This is a genomic window from Sinomonas sp. P10A9 (assembly GCF_041022165.1).
In the GTDB taxonomy this organism is placed as follows: Bacteria; Actinomycetota; Actinomycetes; order Actinomycetales; family Micrococcaceae; genus Sinomonas; species Sinomonas puerhi.
Map to the genome: position 1 here is coordinate 1135590 of NZ_CP163302.1, position 16864 is coordinate 1152453.

18 protein-coding genes are annotated in these 16864 nt (G+C 69.5%); 1 reads left to right on the forward strand and 17 read right to left on the reverse strand.

Annotated features, from left to right (window positions below; genetic code table 11):
* Positions 1-59: 59 nt before the first annotated feature.
* The 4 genes from AB5L97_RS05160 to AB5L97_RS05175 all read right to left on the reverse strand — a co-directional run bounded on the left by AB5L97_RS05160 (position 60) and on the right by AB5L97_RS05175 (position 1934).
* Entirely contained in the window at positions 60-431 is a 372-nt protein-coding gene (locus tag AB5L97_RS05160; RefSeq protein ID WP_369046724.1) for an iron chaperone, read from the reverse strand.
* Between the two features lie 111 nt (positions 432-542).
* Entirely contained in the window at positions 543-956 is a 414-nt protein-coding gene (locus AB5L97_RS05165) for a nuclear transport factor 2 family protein (protein ID WP_369046725.1), read from the reverse strand.
* Between the two features lie 49 nt (positions 957-1005).
* Positions 1006-1146 carry a hypothetical protein gene (locus AB5L97_RS05170; protein WP_369046726.1) on the reverse strand — a complete coding sequence of 47 codons (141 nt, stop codon included), beginning with the start codon at positions 1144-1146 and terminating at the stop codon, positions 1006-1008.
* 71 nt (positions 1147-1217) lie between these two features.
* Entirely contained in the window at positions 1218-1934 is a 717-nt protein-coding gene (locus AB5L97_RS05175) for a hypothetical protein (RefSeq protein WP_369046727.1), read from the reverse strand.
* Between the two features lie 53 nt (positions 1935-1987).
* Here AB5L97_RS05175 and AB5L97_RS05180 point away from each other — a divergent pair, with 53 nt between their 5' ends.
* Positions 1988-2482: a MarR family winged helix-turn-helix transcriptional regulator gene (locus AB5L97_RS05180; RefSeq protein WP_369046728.1), complete on the forward strand. Its 495-nt coding sequence runs from the start codon at positions 1988-1990 to the stop codon at positions 2480-2482.
* On the opposite strand, the gene AB5L97_RS05185 is transcribed toward AB5L97_RS05180, so the two are convergent.
* From AB5L97_RS05185 to nagB, 13 genes are all read right to left on the reverse strand, one after another.
* Positions 2479-3651 carry a 5-methylcytosine restriction system specificity protein McrC gene (locus tag AB5L97_RS05185; protein WP_307958761.1) on the reverse strand — a complete coding sequence of 391 codons (1173 nt, stop codon included), beginning with the start codon at positions 3649-3651 and terminating at the stop codon, positions 2479-2481. The genes AB5L97_RS05180 and AB5L97_RS05185 overlap by 4 nt on opposite strands.
* Positions 3648-5834 (reverse strand): McrB family protein, encoded by a 2187-nt coding sequence (locus AB5L97_RS05190; RefSeq protein ID WP_307958760.1) that lies wholly within the window; start codon positions 5832-5834, stop codon positions 3648-3650. The genes AB5L97_RS05185 and AB5L97_RS05190 overlap by 4 nt, the downstream gene beginning before the upstream one ends.
* A 131-nt stretch (positions 5835-5965) precedes the next feature.
* The gene (locus tag AB5L97_RS05195; protein WP_369046729.1) at positions 5966-6502 is read right to left on the reverse strand and encodes a dihydrofolate reductase family protein; all 537 of its coding nucleotides are present in this window, start codon (positions 6500-6502) and stop codon (positions 5966-5968) included.
* A 392-nt stretch (positions 6503-6894) separates the two neighbouring features.
* Complete coding sequence (locus AB5L97_RS05200; RefSeq protein ID WP_307958758.1) at positions 6895-7206, reverse strand: hypothetical protein; 312 nt, start codon at positions 7204-7206, stop codon at positions 6895-6897.
* Between the two features lie 130 nt (positions 7207-7336).
* Positions 7337-8299: an SDR family NAD(P)-dependent oxidoreductase gene (locus AB5L97_RS05205; protein WP_369046730.1), complete on the reverse strand. Its 963-nt coding sequence runs from the start codon at positions 8297-8299 to the stop codon at positions 7337-7339.
* Positions 8300-8307: 8 nt separating this feature from the next.
* The gene (locus AB5L97_RS05210) at positions 8308-8736 is read right to left on the reverse strand and encodes a universal stress protein (RefSeq protein ID WP_307958756.1); all 429 of its coding nucleotides are present in this window, start codon (positions 8734-8736) and stop codon (positions 8308-8310) included.
* A gap of 98 nt (positions 8737-8834) precedes the next feature.
* On the reverse strand, positions 8835-9485 hold the full coding sequence (locus tag AB5L97_RS05215; protein WP_369046731.1) for an NAD(P)-dependent oxidoreductase: 651 nt from the start codon (positions 9483-9485) through the stop codon (positions 8835-8837).
* A 179-nt stretch (positions 9486-9664) separates the two neighbouring features.
* Positions 9665-11761, reverse strand: a complete 2097-nt coding sequence (locus AB5L97_RS05220) for a phosphocholine-specific phospholipase C (RefSeq protein WP_369046732.1) — start codon at positions 11759-11761, stop codon at positions 9665-9667.
* 179 nt (positions 11762-11940) lie between these two features.
* Positions 11941-12543, reverse strand: coding sequence for a GbsR/MarR family transcriptional regulator (locus AB5L97_RS05225; protein WP_369046733.1), 603 nt, complete (start codon positions 12541-12543; stop codon positions 11941-11943).
* Positions 12540-14162, reverse strand: coding sequence for an ABC transporter permease (locus tag AB5L97_RS05230; protein WP_369046734.1), 1623 nt, complete (start codon positions 14160-14162; stop codon positions 12540-12542). Before AB5L97_RS05230 ends, AB5L97_RS05225 begins: the two co-directional genes overlap by 4 nt.
* Position 14163: 1 nt before the next feature.
* Positions 14164-15144 carry an ABC transporter ATP-binding protein gene (locus AB5L97_RS05235; RefSeq protein WP_369046735.1) on the reverse strand — a complete coding sequence of 327 codons (981 nt, stop codon included), beginning with the start codon at positions 15142-15144 and terminating at the stop codon, positions 14164-14166.
* Positions 15145-15230: 86 nt separating this feature from the next.
* The gene (locus AB5L97_RS05240) at positions 15231-16034 is read right to left on the reverse strand and encodes a copper homeostasis protein CutC (protein WP_369046736.1); all 804 of its coding nucleotides are present in this window, start codon (positions 16032-16034) and stop codon (positions 15231-15233) included.
* A complete protein-coding gene (gene nagB / locus AB5L97_RS05245) occupies positions 16001-16798 on the reverse strand; it encodes a glucosamine-6-phosphate deaminase (protein ID WP_369046737.1) in 798 nt (265 codons plus the stop codon). The genes AB5L97_RS05240 and nagB overlap by 34 nt, the downstream gene beginning before the upstream one ends.
* Between the last annotated feature and the right edge of the window lie 66 nt (positions 16799-16864).

A 16864-nucleotide genomic window follows, 5' to 3' on the forward strand; every position in this document is an offset into this window, starting at 1 on the left:
CGATAAGGCCACAGGGGCCTAGTTCGAGGGTAGTCCAGAGCGTGCGGGAAAGCTCCTGGTCACGCGCCGTTCGATGGCTTCTTGAGCTTCGACTCGATCTCGACGATCCGGGCCCTGAAGATGTCGCGCAGGATCTCGTCGGGGACCGGATGCCCGGACGAGAACCGAAGCGTGCCCTTGGCCCAGTCGAAGTCGCCCAGGCGGTCGCCGACGCCCCCGAGGACGTGGCCGCTGAACGGGAACAGCGAGAGGTGATTCTTCGTCACGATCGCGCTCGCATACCCCTTGCCATGCCAGAGCAGGGCAGCCATGCCATAGCTGCGTCCCTCGGTTGCCTCGGGCGCGATCTCGCGGGCGACGTCGTATACGTGCCTCACGGCGTCCGCGTCGGGACCGTCCAGGGTTGCGAGATAGTCGGTGACCTCACCCATGCGCCCATCCTCGCACGCCGGACGCGGGGACCCCAGCGGGCACTCGGGTTCACCGCGCTGCACCTCGGGCAGCGTGTCAGTGACACGCTGCCCGCCGGGGTTCCGCCCTCCTCATCGGTTCTGCTCCCGCAGCCAGGATGCGGTGTCGCCGGGCGGGATGAGCGGTCCGCTCAACTGGATGTTCGTGATGAGCCATCGATCGTCGTCGCGGACGAGCACGATAAGCACGCGGAACGACGCGCTCGCGTCGTGCCCGCGGGCCTGGGTCTTCTGCCGCTGAACGGCCTCGACGAGGGCCGTGTCGCCGTACTGGCGTAGGTGCGGCTCGAGGATCTCGAACTCCTCGTTGACCACGTCGCCGAGATGCCGCTGGGCCCAGCGTGCCTTGTCGAGGACGAACCCGACCGGCCCGATGCCTTGGAATTCGTCGATGAGCAGGGCGCCGTAGGCTTCGACGTCTCCCTCCAGTTCGGCCGCTGCCCACGCGTTCACAACGTCCAAGACGTCTTCAGTGATGGTTTCCATGATGGTGCTCCTTCCGTGCGGATTTTCTTTGGGGGCTTCTCCACGTTCGTCAGTGTGCCCGGCTTGCTTCCGAGGCCGTGTTTGTGGCCGGGAGCAGGGCGACGGCGACCACCGGCAGCCAGAAGGCGGTGGCGAACGCGTTGACTGCCTGACCCGACGAGCGGGTACCGGCGAGCAGGTCTCCGAGCACGACGCGAACGTGTACGCCGCGAGGCTCGCGCCCATGAGCACCATGCCGGCGAGGACATTGACGGCTTAGCTTCAGCGTTTCGGGACCTGGTGGCGGTTGCGGGGGAGTATGAAGCCGACTGCGGCGAGCCAGGCCAGCCCGATGAAGCGGACGATCGGCGGGAGATAGTCGAGTCCCGGCCAGAGCATGCCCAGGAACGAGATCTCGCCCAAGACAGCGAGGACGAGCCCGGCCCAAGCGAGCCATGGTGGCGTGAGCCGCAGGATGAGGGCGGGCACTGCGATGCCGGCGATGAGCAGTCCGGTGCCCGTGGCGAAGCCGAAGCCACCCAGCGCGAACGCGGCGTCCGCGACGAGGTGCACGACGGCGGCGGGGGCCTCGCCTGCCGACTGGCCCATGGCCCAGATGAGGAGGCCCGACGCGGCGAGCATGACCGAGGCTGCTATGCCGCCGTAGAAGGAGATGTTGGGGCCGGGCACGCGGATGCCGAGCCGGAGGAGGCGCGCGTACGTGGTCGCAGCGTAGATCCCTAGAGGGACCGAGGCGCCGAAGGCGAGGAAGCCGGTGAGGTTCCCTGAGAAGGGGTGATCCCTGAAGTAGCGTGCGATGGCGTCGGAGGCAGCCGACGTCGAAGGGTAGGCCGTGCCGGCTGCCATGGCAGGCAGGGCGACCGACGCGATCGAGAGCACGAGCACGACGATCGCGAGGATCCCGGCGTTCGGGCCGTCGGGCCGACGCCCCAAGCGCGCATCCTCGTGGTGGACGAGCGGAGCTGCTGAATCAGTCATAGATGTAATTATTCACACGATGAATTATGCAGTCAATGCTGTATCGTGGATCTATGCCAGATAGTCCCCAGCAAGATGTGCCCCTCGGGGACAAGCGAGGTCGAGTCCGCATCGGGTTTCTGCTCTCCCAGCTCGGAGCGCACGCGACCGAGCTCTTCGCCGACCAGACTCGAGGCCTAGGCATTTCCCCGTCGGAGGCCGGCGTGATCCGGATCATCGGCCGGTCCCCGGGTATCAGCCAGCGTGAGCTCGCAGGGAGACTCGGCTCCGTCCAGAGTCGCGTGGTCGCGCTCATCGACCGGCTGGAGGGCGCCGGGCTCGTCACCCGGACGCGGAGCTCGGCCGACCGGCGGGTGCAAGAGCTCCGACTCACCGAGTCCGGGACCAGCGTGCTCCGCTCACTGCGGCACTCAGCCGAGGCGCAGGAGGCCGCGATTGTCGAGGGCCTCACCGCGGAGCAGACAACCGAGCTTTTCGGTCTCCTCGTGAAGCTGAGCTCCCTGCGAGGCCTCGACACCGAGGTCCACGTGGGCTACCGCGCCCCCTAAGGCTTGCGCGGGCCCAGGTAGGGGGTGACCGCGTCGATGAGCTGCTCCCGGACGAGGACCGAGGACACGGAGAGGTCCACAGTCGCCGCGCCCAGGCGGTGGCCCGAGGAGATGAACGACTCCGCCAGGGCAGTGCCCGTGGACGGGTACAGCAGGAGTCCCCCGGCGGTGAGCGAGGCCGGGTCGGTGCCGGACTCCTGCTCCCGCACGTAGGCGTACAGCTCGTACAGGTGGCCCGAGCTGAGCGTTTCCCGTGCGAACCGGCCAGGACGCAGCGCAGCGGTGAATTTCGTGTCGACGATGAGGCGCCGGCCCCGCGTCGGCACGTCGATCCAGACGTCCGTCACCATGTGCGGAAGGACGGCCGCCATCCCCAGGGTCGCCTCGCTCGTCTTCCAGCCCACCTTGCGGCCGCGCTGCACCGACCAGCCGCGCGGGCGCCCATGGATCGAGTAGAAGCCGCCGACCGCCCGCTCAAACAGGTTCCGGAACTGGCGCTCGTCGAGGGCACCGCGCCCGTGCCCCGGGTTGCTGCGGCCGAAGGGCAGGGACAGCTGGAGTGCAAGGCGGGCCGCGAGCAGCACGGACCGGTCACGCTGGTCGTTGCGCGTCAGCCGCACCTCGGCGTCGCGCTGGCGGGCGCGGAGGTCGATGACGCCGACCCCGAGCCGGGCGAGCCGCTGGGACTGGCCCTGGCATCGGCGCACGAGGTCCTCGTCCTCGCACAGGCGCGCGATCGAGTCCAGCGCGGTACGGATGAGGCGGTTGCGAGGGGTGTCGACGGTGAGCTCTTCGAACCGGCACGCGACGAGCCCGCGCGAGAGGAGCTGGTGCGACTCGGTGCGGAGCGTGTCGATCCCGCCCCGGACGCGGGAGAGGTCCCGCGACGTCTTCGAGAACGACGGCGTCAGCGGCCTCCGCAGGCGGTCCTCGGTGCTCGCGATGAGCAGCTCGGCGAGCAGCTCTGGCAGCTTCTCCGGGTACTCCTCGACGCCGTCGAACGCCTCGGGCCCCGACTGGTAGAACTCCGACGCGTAGAGCAGCAGCAGCCACACGTTGCGGACGGGGATGCGCACGCCGCCCGCGACGACGACGGAGCCGTCTGCCGCAGACATCGCCTTCTGCTCCGTCGCGTCCAGGAGATCCTCTTCGGGGAGCAGATCGGTCACTCGAGGCCTTCGAGGAGGGCAGCCGAGGCTGCCTCGGCCTTCGCCGCATCGTCGAACCAGTACTCCTCGAGGGTCGGGACGATCTCGGTGTCGACGACGCCGCGGAACCAGTCGGAGAACGAGGAGACGCGCTCCTCGGCCGGGGGCGTGACGAACGAGTGGCCGAGCCGGAACTCGGAACCGAGCGAGGGATCGTCCGCGATGCGGTCGTTGAGGGCCTCGAAGCGGTAGCGGACGAGTTCGAGCTCCTTCGCCTCGACGCCGTGCCGTGCCGACATCCACGTCTGCCACGCGTCGTTGACGTTCGGCTCGAGCGAGACGAAGGCGAAGCGGCGTCGGAACGCGAGGTCCATGATCGCGAGCGAGCGGTCCGCGAGGTTCATGGTGCCGATGATGTACAGGTTGCTCGGCACGTGGACGCTCTCGGTGCCTGAACGCGGGTAGGCCAGCTGGAGGGACTCGCGCGGGGAGCGCTTCCCGGCCTCGATGAGCGTCAGGAGCTCGCCGAAGACCTGGACGGGGTTGCCGCGGTTGATCTCCTCGATGAGCATCACGTGCGGCACGTCCGGGTTGGCGTTGGCCCGCTCAACCATCTCGAGGAACGGCCCGTCGACGAGGGTCAGCTTGCCGTCGGAGCCCGGACGCCAGCCGCGCACGAAGTCCTCGTAGCTCGAGTTCGGGTGGAACTGGGTGGCGCGCAGCGCGGACTTGTTGTCTTTCGTGCCGATGAGCGCGTACGCGAGGCGCCGGGCGAGCCACGTCTTGCCCGTTCCGGGAGGGCCCTGGAGGATGAGGTTCTTCTTGGACCGCCACCGTGCGAGGTAGCCGTTGAGGTCCGACTCGCCGATGAAGCAGCCGTCCGTGACGATGTCGCGGACCGTGTAGCTGGCCTGCGGGGACATCGGCGTCGGATCGTCCTCGGGCTCGGGTGCATCGCCCTCGGTCGCCTCGGTGTGGGCGCCATGGCCGTAGCGCTCGAGGTACGCCGTCCAGGACAGCTCGGGGAAGGAATGGACCGCGAACTGCGGGTCTTCGAACTTCGAGGCGAGCGTGTCCAGCAGCGTCACGTACGCGGTGCCGTCGGCCGTGAAGAAGTCCTGGTCGAGCATGAGCTCGGTCTTGAGGTACTGGCGTGAGCGTCCGTCCAGCGGGAGATAGTTCCACGGGCGGATCCAGAAGAGGCCCATCGTGAGCTTCGTGCCCACGCGGTAGATGTCGCGGGCCCGATCGTAGGCGTTGGCGAGGCGCAGGCGCTCATGGTCCTCGCTCGAATCCGCTGCCGCCAAGGCCGACGCGAGGACGTCCCACAGGCTCTCGATGTCGTCGCGCTGGCGCGTGCCGGCGGGCGGGAAGAACCACGAGTTCTGGTTGTTGAGCAGCGGAATGCCGTCGAAGCCCGTGGGGGCAGGGACGGTGACGCCGAGGAACTCCGCCCAGTCGGACGCGATCGCCGTGCGCTTGGCAGGCGTGGTGCCCCGGTTGAACGTGCCCATCACGGTGAACGGGCAGATGTCCTTGAGGGGCACGGGGTTGTCCCGCCAGTCACGGTCCATGAGGAAGCCGAGTTCCTCGTGGCGCTCCTGCATCTCGCGGAGGTGGCCCAGCAGTTCGGTGCGGCGGTTGCGGAACGCCAGGAGTGCCGTCGCCATCGCCTCGTAGAACGCCGTCCACTCGAAACGCTGCTCGGGCTTCGGGTCCACGTCGCCGAAGCGCTTGGCCCAGGCGGGGTCGTTGCGGAAGCGGTCAGTGTCCTGCCGCTGGCCCCAGAACGCGAAGCGGAGGAGCTCCTCGCGCATCCAGTGGCCCGGGGTGACCTTCCAGATGGTGTGGCGGCCCGTGTAGAAGTACCACTCGCGCGGGCGGTCGACGCGGGTCCAGTCCACGCCGATCTTGCGCCCGTCACCCGGGTTGGCGGTGATCACGCCGATCGCCTTGATGGCCATGACGGGGACGGCATGGCCCTTGGGGTCGAAGGGGAGGGACTTGCGGCGGACGTAGGTGCTCTTGAGGGCGATCTGGTCGCCGACCTTCATGGACTTCACGGTGTCCAGGTAGCGGTCCTCGAAGCCGTTCTCCCAGATGTGCTGGGAGATGAACCGTTCGGTCTGGTCCCGGGGCTCCTGGTCTGCCGAGTTCGACCCGACGAACCAGTACTGACCTTCGGGAACGCCCGCTTCCACCATTGATGCCCTGCCTTCTCACCCTGCACCGCGACCACGGCACCAGAGCATTAGATCATGTTCTGGAAAACGGCACGCCGAGGTTCCCGTGAGGCCCACGGTGGTGCGCCGAGCGCGAGGCGGGGTTTCCGTGCCTACATCCGCACCCCGTAGTGCAGGTACACGAAGCGTCCGATCCTGCGCTCCTCCTTAAGCGAGAGATCGAGCCTCTGATCGGCAAGCGCGGGGGTGCCGCCACCCACCGTGACCGGGGCGATGAACAGATGGACGCGGTCCACGAGGCCCTCCGCGAACGCGGCCGCGGCGAGGCCCGGGCCGCCGATCGCGAGGTCCGCTGCCGAGCCCCGCTTGAGGGCACGGACCATGTCCGGGTCGAGCCCACGCTCGAGCCGCGTGCGCTCGGTATCGACGTCCGCGAGCGTGCGTGAGTAGACGATCTTCTCCGCGGCGCGCCAGATGTGGGAGAAGTCACGCACGACGGCGGGTGCGTCCGTTGCGATGCCGGGATCATCCCAGACGCGCATCACCTCGTAGACCCGGCGTCCGTAGAGGTATGTGCTGACCGTTCGCAGGAGGTCATTGACCGCCGCATGGACGTCGTCGTCCGGTCGGGCCCAGTCGAACCTGCCCTCGCGGTCCGCGATGTAGCCGTCGAGAGATGCGATGTTCATGTAGTGGAGCAGGCCCATGCTCCACTGTGGGGCGCCCGTGGGCAGGGCGGCAAGGCCTCGGCGCGGCGTGACGCCCGGGAGCCGGCCTGCGGACGCGGCGACGGACCGACGGCCCCATAGGCAGCGCGCGAGGCACTACAAGCACAGCCCAGAGGCCTTCAGGCAGGGTGAACGCCCGGGGCGGCCCCCCATATTCGCCGTCCCGGACGTCTCCCCGCGCGCTGCATCCTGTCCCGACCCAGCGGCGGTGGTGCAGCCGGCCCGCGAGGGGCCGGCTGCACTTTCAGGAGACCTCAGGGGTCCGACATTTCTCGCGCACGAGCTCGCCGACGGCCCGAGCGGCGCAGCGTGCGGGGCGATGGGGACCCGTACGCGAGCCCGAGGCGCGGGAATCAGGCGGCGAGCAGCGCCGGCTGAAGGTGGAACACGCCGTCCTTGACGCCGATCCGAACCGGCTCGCTGACAGGGAGCGCGCTCATGATGTCGATCCCCACGGCAAGGGTGCCCGAGCGGCGATCGTTGCTGCGCGGGCTCCACAGGACCGAACGCTCCGCACCGTTGACGGAGATCGTCACGACCTCCGGCGTGATGGGGAAGGCTGTCAGCGCGCTCCCCGGAATGCGCAGCACCTCCGAGTTGCGGTCCGACTCGGTGACCGGCTGCGAGGCGACGGTCCGCTCGTATTCGCTGTCCCAGTTGCTCATGTTCAACGGTTATCATGCGCGAGGCGCCGGGCCGGGCACCCCCGGGCGCCGTCGGCGAGTTGTGACGGTCCTGTGATGTCGGCCTCACCGGACCGGCCCATTGCACCTTGGCGATGGGGCCGCGGCCGGTTCACAGGGAGAGCCGGGCGCCCGTCAGCTCTTCGGCGCGGGCCACGAGCCGTGCGGCGGCTCCGGGATCCACGGCCGACGCGTGGGGCGTGTGGCGTCCGGGGCGCCCGCGGAGCTGGAAGGCCCCCGAAGGGCCCCAGTACTCGCCGTTCGCCACCTCGCGGCCGGCAACGGCGGTGACGAGGGTGCAGGCAGCGCGGTCCTTTCCGTGGCCGAACAGGCGGAGCAGCGGGCGGAGGCCAGCGAGCGCGCCCGTCAGGACGTCCGGCTGGTTCGTGCTCACCCCGGAGAGGGCAGGCGAGAGGGCATCCATCGCCGTGCCGGGATGGACCACGACCGAGGACGCGGAGGTGCCCCCGAGCCTGCGCGCGAGCTCGAATCCGAGGCACATGACCGCGAGCTTGGACTGCGCGTACTTGGCGAGGTCCGAGCGCGGCTCGGCCGGGTCGGGCACCGCATCGGCAGGGCGCCGGACGGCCGTGTAGCTCAGGCTGCCTACCGTGACGACGCGCCCTCCGGTCTCCACGAGCCGAGGCAGGACACCCGCCAGCAGGGCGTAGGTGCCCAGGAAGTTGGTGCCCCAGAACAGCTCGATGCCATCCGCGGTGGTCCGGGGCGATGGCCTGCGCTCGGTCCGCGGCTTCACATGGTCCGGCAGCCCCACGGCTCCCGCATTCGCGACCACCGCGTCGAGGCGGGGGAGCCGCGCGAGGCGCGCGGCGGCGTCGTGCGTCGAGGCGAGGCTCGCCAGATCGAGTGCCACGGTACGCACGACGGCGCCCGGCACGCGGGCGCGGAGGCTCGCCTCCGCCGCGGCTCCACGCCCGGGGCTGCGCGCGGTGATGATCACGCTGGCCCCGAGCCGGGCGAGCTCCTCCGCGGTGAAGTAGCCGATGCCCGTGGTCCCGCCGGTGACCACGACGGTCTGCCCGTCGAGCCTCTCCCAACGAGGTTGGGCCCCCATGGCAAGGCTCAGATGCCGACGGTCTTGACGATGTAGACGTCGCACGGGGCGGAGTGCGCCACTGTGTTGGCCACGCTGCCCAGAATCCGGGTGAGGCCCTGCATGCCACGGTTGCCCACCACGATCATCCGCGCATCGACGCGCTCGGCCTCGGCAATGATGGCCTCGGCCGGCTTGCCGCGCACCGCGCCGTAGGTGACGGTGAGGCCCGGCGCCTCGAGTGCATGCGCGACGTTCTTCGCGATGGACACCGTCGTGTCAGCGTCGGAGACGATCCAGGTGTCGCTGCCGCTGCCGAGGACCTCGGTGTTGTCCGTGTCGAAGGCCGAGATCACGCGCAGCGGCACACCGAGCGCCACCGCGAGGTTGCGAGCCTCCTCCGCCGCGCGGTTCGCGGTCGCGCTTCCGTCGACGCCGACGACGATGGGTCCAGTCATGATGTGCTCCTGAGGGAAGGACGACCTGTTGTGGCCACAGTACCGGGCCAGCTGGGGCGTGGGCGTGCGGTCGCTTCAGGGCGTGCCTCGGGCTCGCGTCAGAGCGAGCCGAGGGCTTCCTCGATGGGCGTCTGCCCGCTGTTGAACCCGACGAACAGACGCACGGTGCGCGGCTCGCGGAGCGTGGCGGCCGCGACCGCGGCGACGTCAGCGCGGCTCACGCTGCGGGAGTCCGCTGAGTCCGCCAGGTCGATCTTCCCCGTGCCCGGCTCGAGGGTGAGGGAAGAGGGCCCGAGGATGGTCCAGTCGAGGGACGTGCCGCGCAGATGCTCGTCCGCGGCGGCCTTGGCCTCCGCGTAGTGGAAGAACGGGTTCGATTCCGGCACCCCGTGGTCGGGTCGGGCGCCGAGGTAGGAGACCATGACATACCGCGGCACGCCGGCGGTCGCGGCGGCCTTCATCGACCGGATCGCGGCATCGCGATCAACGGCGTAGGTGCGGGCAGCGTTCCCGCCGCCCGCACCGGCGGACCACACCACGGCGTCGTGCCCGGCCAGGACTTCCGCAAGTCCGGCCCCGTCGAGGTTCTCAATGTCGGCGACGACCGCCGTGGCGCCCGTCGCCTCGACGTCCCCGACCTGCTCCGCGCTGCGGACGATCGACGTGACCTCGTCCCCGCGTGCCACGAGCAGGGGCGCGAGGAGGAGGGCCACCTTGCCGTGGCCTCCGATGATGGCGATGCGGGACATGGCGCGCTTCCTTCCGCTAGGGCGGTGCTGGGTTTCGGGGTCTACCCTGCCACGGGTGTACGTTCCCGCCCAGTTGCCGCGTCGCCAATCCGTGTCGTGGCGCGACACGCCGCGTTCCCGCCCGGCTGGGACTGACAACCGGGCGGGAACGCACGCATCCGTTCAGCGAACAGTCGGACTCAGCGGCCCAGCTGCGGATCGCTCGTGAGCTGCCCGCCCACCTCGAGGCGTCCGGCGAGGATGCGGACGAGCTTCGGGTCCGCAGCTGCCGTGACGGTGAGGTCGTACCACCCGCCCTGCGTCGGGATCACCACAGTCTTGCCCTGCCCCGGGTTGAGTGCGAGTGCCTGGGATCCGGTGCCGTACGCGTCCTTGAGCGTGAGCGCCGCCGCGGCGGAGCCAGCGTTGGTGATCCGGAACTGCGCGTGCCCGGCAGCCCCATTGCGGGTGACGGTGACGCGGATGTCCGCCGCCGTCGTTGTGCCTGCGAGACGGCGGTACCAGCCGGCTGGACCGTGCAGGTGCACGTCGTACTCGGCGCCAAGGGTCCACGAGGCGTCGAGCGAGGCGCCAGCGCCGATCGTGTACGAGTACGGGCCAGCCGGGAGCAGGTTCGAGCGGACCTGGACGTGGGCACCGAGCGAGCCGCCGTTCGTCCAGTGCGCGGAGAGCTTGCCGGCGTCGAGCGTCGCCTCGACGTCGAGTTCGTAGCCGAGCGGGCGGGACGGGCGCGTGCCCTTCTCCTGGCTGGGCATGGTGTTGACGAGGGGCGGGGTCGGCACGTAGTTCGGGTACTTCTTGCCGCTCGCGATGTCCGCGGCCGTCGGGTGGTCCGAGGACATGTTCGGCAGGGCCGGGACCGCGCCGCCGGTGGCGGAGAAGTCGAACGCGCTCGTGAGGTCTCCGCTGACGGCGCGGCGCCACGGCGTGATGTTCGGGGACTTCACACCGAAGCGGGTCTCGAGGAACCGGACGATCGACGTGTGGTCGAACGTCTCGGAGCAGACCCAGCCGCCCATGCTCCACGGCGAGACGACGATCATGGGCACGCGCACGCCCAGCCCGAAGTGGCCCGGAACGTCCTTATCGCCCGAGTAGGTCATGCGGCCGTCGTACCACTCGCCGTCGGTCGAGACGGTCGAGGCGCCGGGAATCTGCGGGGTGTTGGGGTGCGGCGGAACGATGTGGTCGAAGAAGCCGTCGTTCTCGTCGTACATGAAGAACAGCGCCGTCTTGCTCCACACGTCGGGGTTCGAGGTGAGGATGTTCATGACGTTCGCGGTGTACCAAGCGCCGAAGTTCGGCGGCCAGTTCGAGTGCTCGGTGTACGCCTCGGGCGCCACGATGTACGAGACCTGGGGAAGGGTCCCGTTCTTGACGTCCTCACGGAAGATGCGGAACAGGTCGTCGTGGCCCCCGAGGATGTTGGTGCCCGTGCGGGCCTTGTCGTAGAGCGGGGTGCCCGGCTTGGCGTTCTGGTACTGCAGGAAGTACAGGAGCGAGTTGTCGCCGTAGTTGCCGATGTACGGGTTGCCCGTCCAGCCCTCGTAGTGCGCCGGGTCGAGGCCCTCGCCGATGTCCTGGTAGACCTTCCAGCTCACGCCGGCCTTCTCGAGCTCCTCGGGGTAGGTGCTCCACGTGTAGCCGGTCTCGTCGTTCCAGAGGTCGGGACCGCCGCCGATGCCCGAGCCGTTGCCCTTGCCGGCCGGGTCGTCGCCGCCGGCGAACATGTAGTACCGGTTCGGGTCCGTGGGTCCGAGTACCGAGCAGTGGTACTGGTCGCACACCGTGAACGCGTCCGCGAGGGCGAAGTGGAACGGGATGTCATTGCGCTCGTAGAACGCCATGGTCGCGTCGGACTTGGCGGGGAGCCACTTGTCATACTTGCCCACGTTGAACGCCTCGTGGGTCATCTTCCACGAGTGGTCGAGGTCCTCGAGGTACTGCAGACCGAGATTGGGTACGTTCGGATGGTAGGGCGTGACATCGCGCGTGCCGTTGTTCTGGTGGAAGGCGCTCTCCCCGGTGGGGAGGATCGCGGGGTGCGGGTCAGAGAACCCGCGCACGCCCTTGAGCGTGCCGAAGTAGTGGTCGAACGCGCGGTTCTCCTGCATGAAGACCACAACGTGCTCGACGTCCTTGATGGATCCGGTTGCGCGGTTCGCCGGGATGCTCGCGGCGCGGGCGATGCTCTCCCCGAGCATTTCGGCGATCGCGGTGCTCGCGGCGGTCGCCGCCGAGAGCTGGAGGAAGTGGCGGCGGTTCAGTCCTGGCATGGTGGTGCCCTCTTCTCGATCGATGTGGGTGCGATCGGATCAGTGCGCGGTCCCCTGCGGGGAGCCTTCCACTGCCAGATGAAATCTGGGTTGCCACACGTTGAACCCTTGCCGCTGTGGAGCGCCGGCGGCGGGTGTCCGCCCCTTCGACGGGCCCCGCGCCCCTGGGCTTGGGCCCGCTAGTCCGGGCGGCCCCGGTCGGTAGCCCGCTCCTGCTCCCATTCGTCGAGGAGCCTGGGCATCCGCTGCGCGATGAAGCGGTAGAAGTGGGCCATGTCCTCGGCTCGGGCACGCGCGGCGGATCCGGCGGGGAGCTCGTCGGCAAGATTCGACGAAAGGGAGCCCAAGCGGTCGTAGACGGGGTTCTGGCGCAGGGTAGCGACATACCAGAGGTCGTCCGGGAGGGCGTACCGGTCGCGGCGGCTGCCCGGCTGGGAGACCCGGTGCGCGAACCCGACCGTCTGCAGGTACCGCACGGCCCCCGAGACCGCGGCAGGGCTCGCGCCGAGCGCCTCGGCCAGCTCGGCCGCGGTCAGCGCACCGTCGTCGGAGACCACGAGCGCCATGAGGGCCCGCGCCGGCATCTTCGGGAAGCCCGCCGCGATCATGACCGCAGCCGAGCCTTCGGCTGCCTCCGGGATGCGACTCATCCCGGCTTCGGGGCGCACGACGCCGGCCGGGTCGCCGGCGGCTGCAGCTGCGGGGGCGGCGAGGGGCTTGGCGCCGCCGGCGGCAGCACCGTCGTCGTGCGTCCCAGGGGTAGCGGCAGGGTCCGCGCTCACGCCGACCCGACCTCGCGTCGCCTCATGAGGGCGAGGGCCACGCCCGCCGCTACCGCCGAGATGCCAAGCATCCAGAAGCCGCCTGTCCAGTCCGTGCCACCCGGACCGGGCACCGGGGTGTGGGTGAACGGGGAGATGTCCTGGATCGACTTGTCTACGCCGATCAGGCCGCCGAACACGCCGAGCAGCACGGCGACCCCGAGGATCGTCCAGCCGGCCGGGATCGTGGCCTGTGGCCAGACCACAAACACCATGGCCGGTACGGCCAGGAAGATGAGCGCCGCGGGGATCTGGTCGATCGCGGTCATCCAGACATCGCCCACGGCCTCGGAGGTGTCCCCGGAGGCGACGAGCGAGAGCCACGCGCCGAGTGCCGCCAGGAGCAGCACCGCCACGATGGTCAGCGCCCCGAGAGCGAGGTAGTCCGCGAACCAGCGCATCCTGCCGAGCGGCTGGGATACGAGCCACGGCCCCGTGCCTGCGGCCTCCTCCTGCCGCGCCCGAATGACGGACTGAAGGGCGCATGCGGCGGCGAGGACGCCGGCCAGCAGGAAGAACACCGAAACGAGGAGCTGGGAAATTGAGGTGCCCTGTGCCTCGATCATCTTGCGCAGGGCCACAGTGGTGCCCTCGTTGGCGGTGGTGATCGAATTGACCGCGGAACCTAGGCCGCCTGTCAGGAGCCCGGTCGCGAGCCCGCCGATGCACCAGCCGATGATGGATCCCATCTGGAGCCGCGCCGCGAGGGCGAGGGAGCCGCCGAGGGCAGGGCGGGCGTCGGCCCGTCCAGTGCGTCCTGCCAGAAGGGCGGCGCCGACGTCGCGGCGGTCCATGATGAGGGCGGTCGCGGCGATGCACACGGCCCCGAGTGCCAGCGGGAGCACGAGCGGCCACCAGCGGTCGCCCGTGTAGGCGAAGGTCTGCTGGCCCCAGCCGATGGGGGAGATCCAGCTGGGCCATCCTGCCGTCATGGACATGCCGTCTGCGCCCGGGGTGCCCGCGGCGTCGCCGAAGCCGCGCAGGAGGTAGGCGACGAGCACGAGAGAGGCCGAGATGGCATTCGCCCCGCGTGAGGTGCTCATGAACTCGCCCGCGAGCAGTCCGATCCCGACGAACGAGATGCCGACGGCGCCGGTGGCAGCGCCTGCGAGGAGAGACCCGGCCGGGTCGAGGTTCGCGGCGATGAACCCGAGGGCCACGACGATCGCGGCCAGGATGTTCGCGACGATTCCGTGCACGACAGTTGCCGCCAGGGGGAGCATGCGTGCGGCCGGCGTCGAGGAGATCAACTCCGAGCGCCCGCTCTCCTCTTCGGCTCGCGAGTGGCGCACGGCCATGAACGTGCTCATCCAGCCGGCGAGCAGCGCAAGGAACGTGAAGATCTCGAAGAACGTGAACGGGCCGAGGCCGGGTCCGCGGGCGAGGCCGCGGAAGATGAGGATGGCCGGCGTTGCCAGGGCGACCTTGAGGATGCTTGCCTGCTCGGTGAAGTCGCCGTAGGTCTTGGCGACCGCTGCGGCCGCGAAGACCGTCATGGCGCCGATTCCCACGACCCAGCTGACCAGTTGCCAGCGGTCGCGGCGCAGCCTCTGCCGGTAGAGCATGAGGAAGGTGTCCATCTCAGGCTCCTGTGCTGGTCGTCGAGCGGTGCCGGCGCGCCGAGCGGCCGTCGTCGTGGTTGGTGTTCTCCGCCGGTGCGACCGTGTCGCCGTAGTGGCGTAGGAAGAGCTCCTCGAGCGAGGCCGGCGAGACGAGGAGGCTCTGGACGTTCAAGCTCCCGAGGAGCGGCAGCACCTGGGCGACGTGGTCGGAGTCGGCGCCGAACTTCACGCGGCCGTCCGCGACGGTGAGGTCGTGGACCTCGGGGCGCAGGCCGAGCGCGGCGGTGTCGATGTGGTCGACCGCAAAGGAGATCTCTGTGCGGGTCAGGTGGCGCAGCGCGTCGAGGGTTCCGCCGTCGACGATCCTGCCCGAGCGGATGATGCTGACCCGGTGTGCGAGCCGCTCGACCTCTGAGAGGATGTGGCTCGAGAGGAGCACTGTGGCGCCTCGATCAGCGAGCTTGCGGACCTCGCGGGTGAACACTGCCTCCATGAGCGGATCGAGGCCGCTCGTGGGCTCGTCGAAAAGGTAGAGCTCCGCGTCCGTGGCGAAGGCCGCGATGAGGGCGACCTTCTGGCGGTTGCCCTTCGAGTACGCCCGGCCCTTCTTGGTCGGATCGAAGTCGAAGATCTCGCAGAGTTCCTTCTTGCGTGCCTTGTACTTCACATGATCGGTGGTGCCGCCACGCAGCCTCGAGATAAGGTCAATCGCCTCGCCGCCGGAGAGGTTGGGCCAGATGCTCACGTCGCCGGGGATGCTTGCGATGCGGCGGTGAAGCTCGACGGCGTCGGTCCACGGATCCTTGCCGAGGACGGTTGCGGTTCCGGAGGTAGCGCGGGCCAAGCCCAGCAGGACGCGCAGCGTGGTGGACTTCCCGGCGCCGTTCGGGCCGAGGAAGCCGTGGATCTCGCCCTGGGTGACCTCGAGGTCGAGGCCGTCGAGGGCGTGGACCCGGCCGAAGTGCTTGTGGAGGCCGACTGTTCTAATGACCGTTGTCATGATGTTGAAGCTACGCTGACTTCACAAATTTGTGAATATTCGGAACATTAAGAATCCGTAAAATCCAGGGGTGATCGGGCTTCCCTTCAGCCTGCAGGGATGTTCAGCTGCGCCACCGCATCCCGATGGCGGCAGGCGATGGCGCTAGCCACGGCCTCATCAATCGTCCCGCGTCGCCCTCGCGCCGACGCGTGCACAGCATGCACCCCGGCGCCGACGAGCGGAGGCACGAGGGCAGCGGTCACTCCACCCCCGGCCATGATCTCGAGTCCCGGCGTCGCCTCCCGCCCGAGCTCTACGAGCCGGCGCAGTCCCTCGAGTCCCCGCATGCAGTCGGACGCGCCGCCGCTCGTGAGGACTCTGTCGGTACCCGCCCCCGAGAGGGTCTCCAGTACCGCAGCCGGGTCTACGCCCGAGGCGAGCGCGGCGTCGAACTCGCGGTGGAACGTCACCTGGGCCGTTGGCTCCTCGCTGCGCACGACGCCGGCCACTCGCCTGAGAACCTCGGTGTGGGGGCCGCCGTCGAGCGCCAGCATGCCCACCACGACTCCGGCCGCCCCCGCACGCACCGCGAGGAGGCAGTCCCGTTCGATCGCCTCGAGCTCGTCGTCGGTGTAGGTGAAGCCGCCGGGCCGCGGGCGCACGAGCACGTGCACCGGCAGGCCCACCGCGCATGCGGCGTCGACGGCCGCGAGAGTCGGCGTGACCCCGCCGGTCGCGGCGAGATCCGCGCACAGCTCGACCCGGTCTGCGCCGACCGCAAGCGCGATTTTCACGCCGGCTGCGGACTCGACCGCGAACTCGAGGGCTGGGCTTGAGACGTGGTCTCGACTGCGCTCGGCCACCGGGGGATCAATCACCGCCGGCGTGCGGCTCGGAAGCCCTGCCATGCCGGCTTCTTCCCGTACGTGTACTGGTAGTACTCCGTGTGCTCGAGTTCCGAGGCCGCGGCGGCGTCGATGAGAACCGTCACGTGCTGGTGCAGCTGGAGTGCCGACGCCGGGCATAATGCGGCCACGGGTCCTTCCACCGCGGCCGCAACCGCCCCGGCCTTCGCCTCCCCGAGCCCGAGAAGCAGCACGTGCCGCGCTTCGAGGATGGTGCCGAGGCCCTGGGTCAGCACGTGCTCGGGCACATCGTCGGGACGCGCGAAGAACCGCGCGTTGTCGCGGCGGGTCTGCTCCGTGAGTGTCTTGATCCTGGTGCGGGAGGCGAGTGAGCTCATGGGCTCGTTGAAGCCGATGTGCCCGTCCGTCCCGATGCCGAGGATCTGCACGTCAATGCCGCCGGCCGCGGCGATCGACGCGTCGTACCGGGCGGCCTCGGCCGCGGGGTCTGCGGCCTCGCCGTCGAGTCCGTGCACCGCATCCGAGGCGAAGTCCACGTGGTCGGCGATCTCGCGCCGGATCACCGAGCGGTAGGACTCCGGGTGCGAGGCAGGCAGCCCCACGTACTCGTCCAGCAGGAACGCGTGCGCGTCGGTGAAGCTCAGCCCTTCCTCGCGGTGCCGGCGGATGAGCTCGCGGTACGTGCCGAGAGGCGTCGAACCGGTCGCGAGGCCCACAACAGCAGGGCCGCGGCGCACCCGCTCCTCGATGATGTCGGCGGCGGTGCGCGCCACCTGATCGGTGTCGGGCAGAACGATGATCTCCATGCTGACTCTTCCTGTGGGGTCACGGGTCGGGTGGGGATAGCTGCGGGCGGCGAGCCCGCGCACGAC

Excerpts from the sequence above, each read along its gene's own strand:
- AB5L97_RS05160 (WP_369046724.1), bottom strand. The coding sequence starts at position 431 with ATGGGTGAGGTCACCGACTATCTCGCAACCCTGGACGGTCCCGACGCG.
- AB5L97_RS05165 (WP_369046725.1), bottom strand. The coding sequence starts at position 956 with ATGGAAACCATCACTGAAGACGTCTTGGACGTTGTGAACGCGTGGGCA.
- AB5L97_RS05175 (WP_369046727.1), bottom strand. The coding sequence starts at position 1,934 with ATGACTGATTCAGCAGCTCCGCTCGTCCACCACGAGGATGCGCGCTTG.
- AB5L97_RS05180 (WP_369046728.1), top strand. The coding sequence starts at position 1,988 with ATGCCAGATAGTCCCCAGCAAGATGTGCCCCTCGGGGACAAGCGAGGT.
- AB5L97_RS05190 (WP_307958760.1), bottom strand. The coding sequence starts at position 5,834 with ATGGTGGAAGCGGGCGTTCCCGAAGGTCAGTACTGGTTCGTCGGGTCG.
- AB5L97_RS05195 (WP_369046729.1), bottom strand. The coding sequence starts at position 6,502 with ATGAACATCGCATCTCTCGACGGCTACATCGCGGACCGCGAGGGCAGG.
- AB5L97_RS05200 (WP_307958758.1), bottom strand. The coding sequence starts at position 7,206 with ATGAGCAACTGGGACAGCGAATACGAGCGGACCGTCGCCTCGCAGCCG.
- AB5L97_RS05205 (WP_369046730.1), bottom strand. The coding sequence starts at position 8,299 with ATGGGGGCCCAACCTCGTTGGGAGAGGCTCGACGGGCAGACCGTCGTG.
- AB5L97_RS05210 (WP_307958756.1), bottom strand. The coding sequence starts at position 8,736 with ATGACTGGACCCATCGTCGTCGGCGTCGACGGAAGCGCGACCGCGAAC.
- AB5L97_RS05215 (WP_369046731.1), bottom strand. The coding sequence starts at position 9,485 with ATGTCCCGCATCGCCATCATCGGAGGCCACGGCAAGGTGGCCCTCCTC.
- AB5L97_RS05220 (WP_369046732.1), bottom strand. The coding sequence starts at position 11,761 with ATGCCAGGACTGAACCGCCGCCACTTCCTCCAGCTCTCGGCGGCGACC.
- AB5L97_RS05230 (WP_369046734.1), bottom strand. The coding sequence starts at position 14,162 with ATGGACACCTTCCTCATGCTCTACCGGCAGAGGCTGCGCCGCGACCGC.
- AB5L97_RS05235 (WP_369046735.1), bottom strand. The coding sequence starts at position 15,144 with ATGACAACGGTCATTAGAACAGTCGGCCTCCACAAGCACTTCGGCCGG.
- AB5L97_RS05240 (WP_369046736.1), bottom strand. The coding sequence starts at position 16,034 with ATGGCAGGGCTTCCGAGCCGCACGCCGGCGGTGATTGATCCCCCGGTG.
- nagB (WP_369046737.1), bottom strand. The coding sequence starts at position 16,798 with ATGGAGATCATCGTTCTGCCCGACACCGATCAGGTGGCGCGCACCGCC.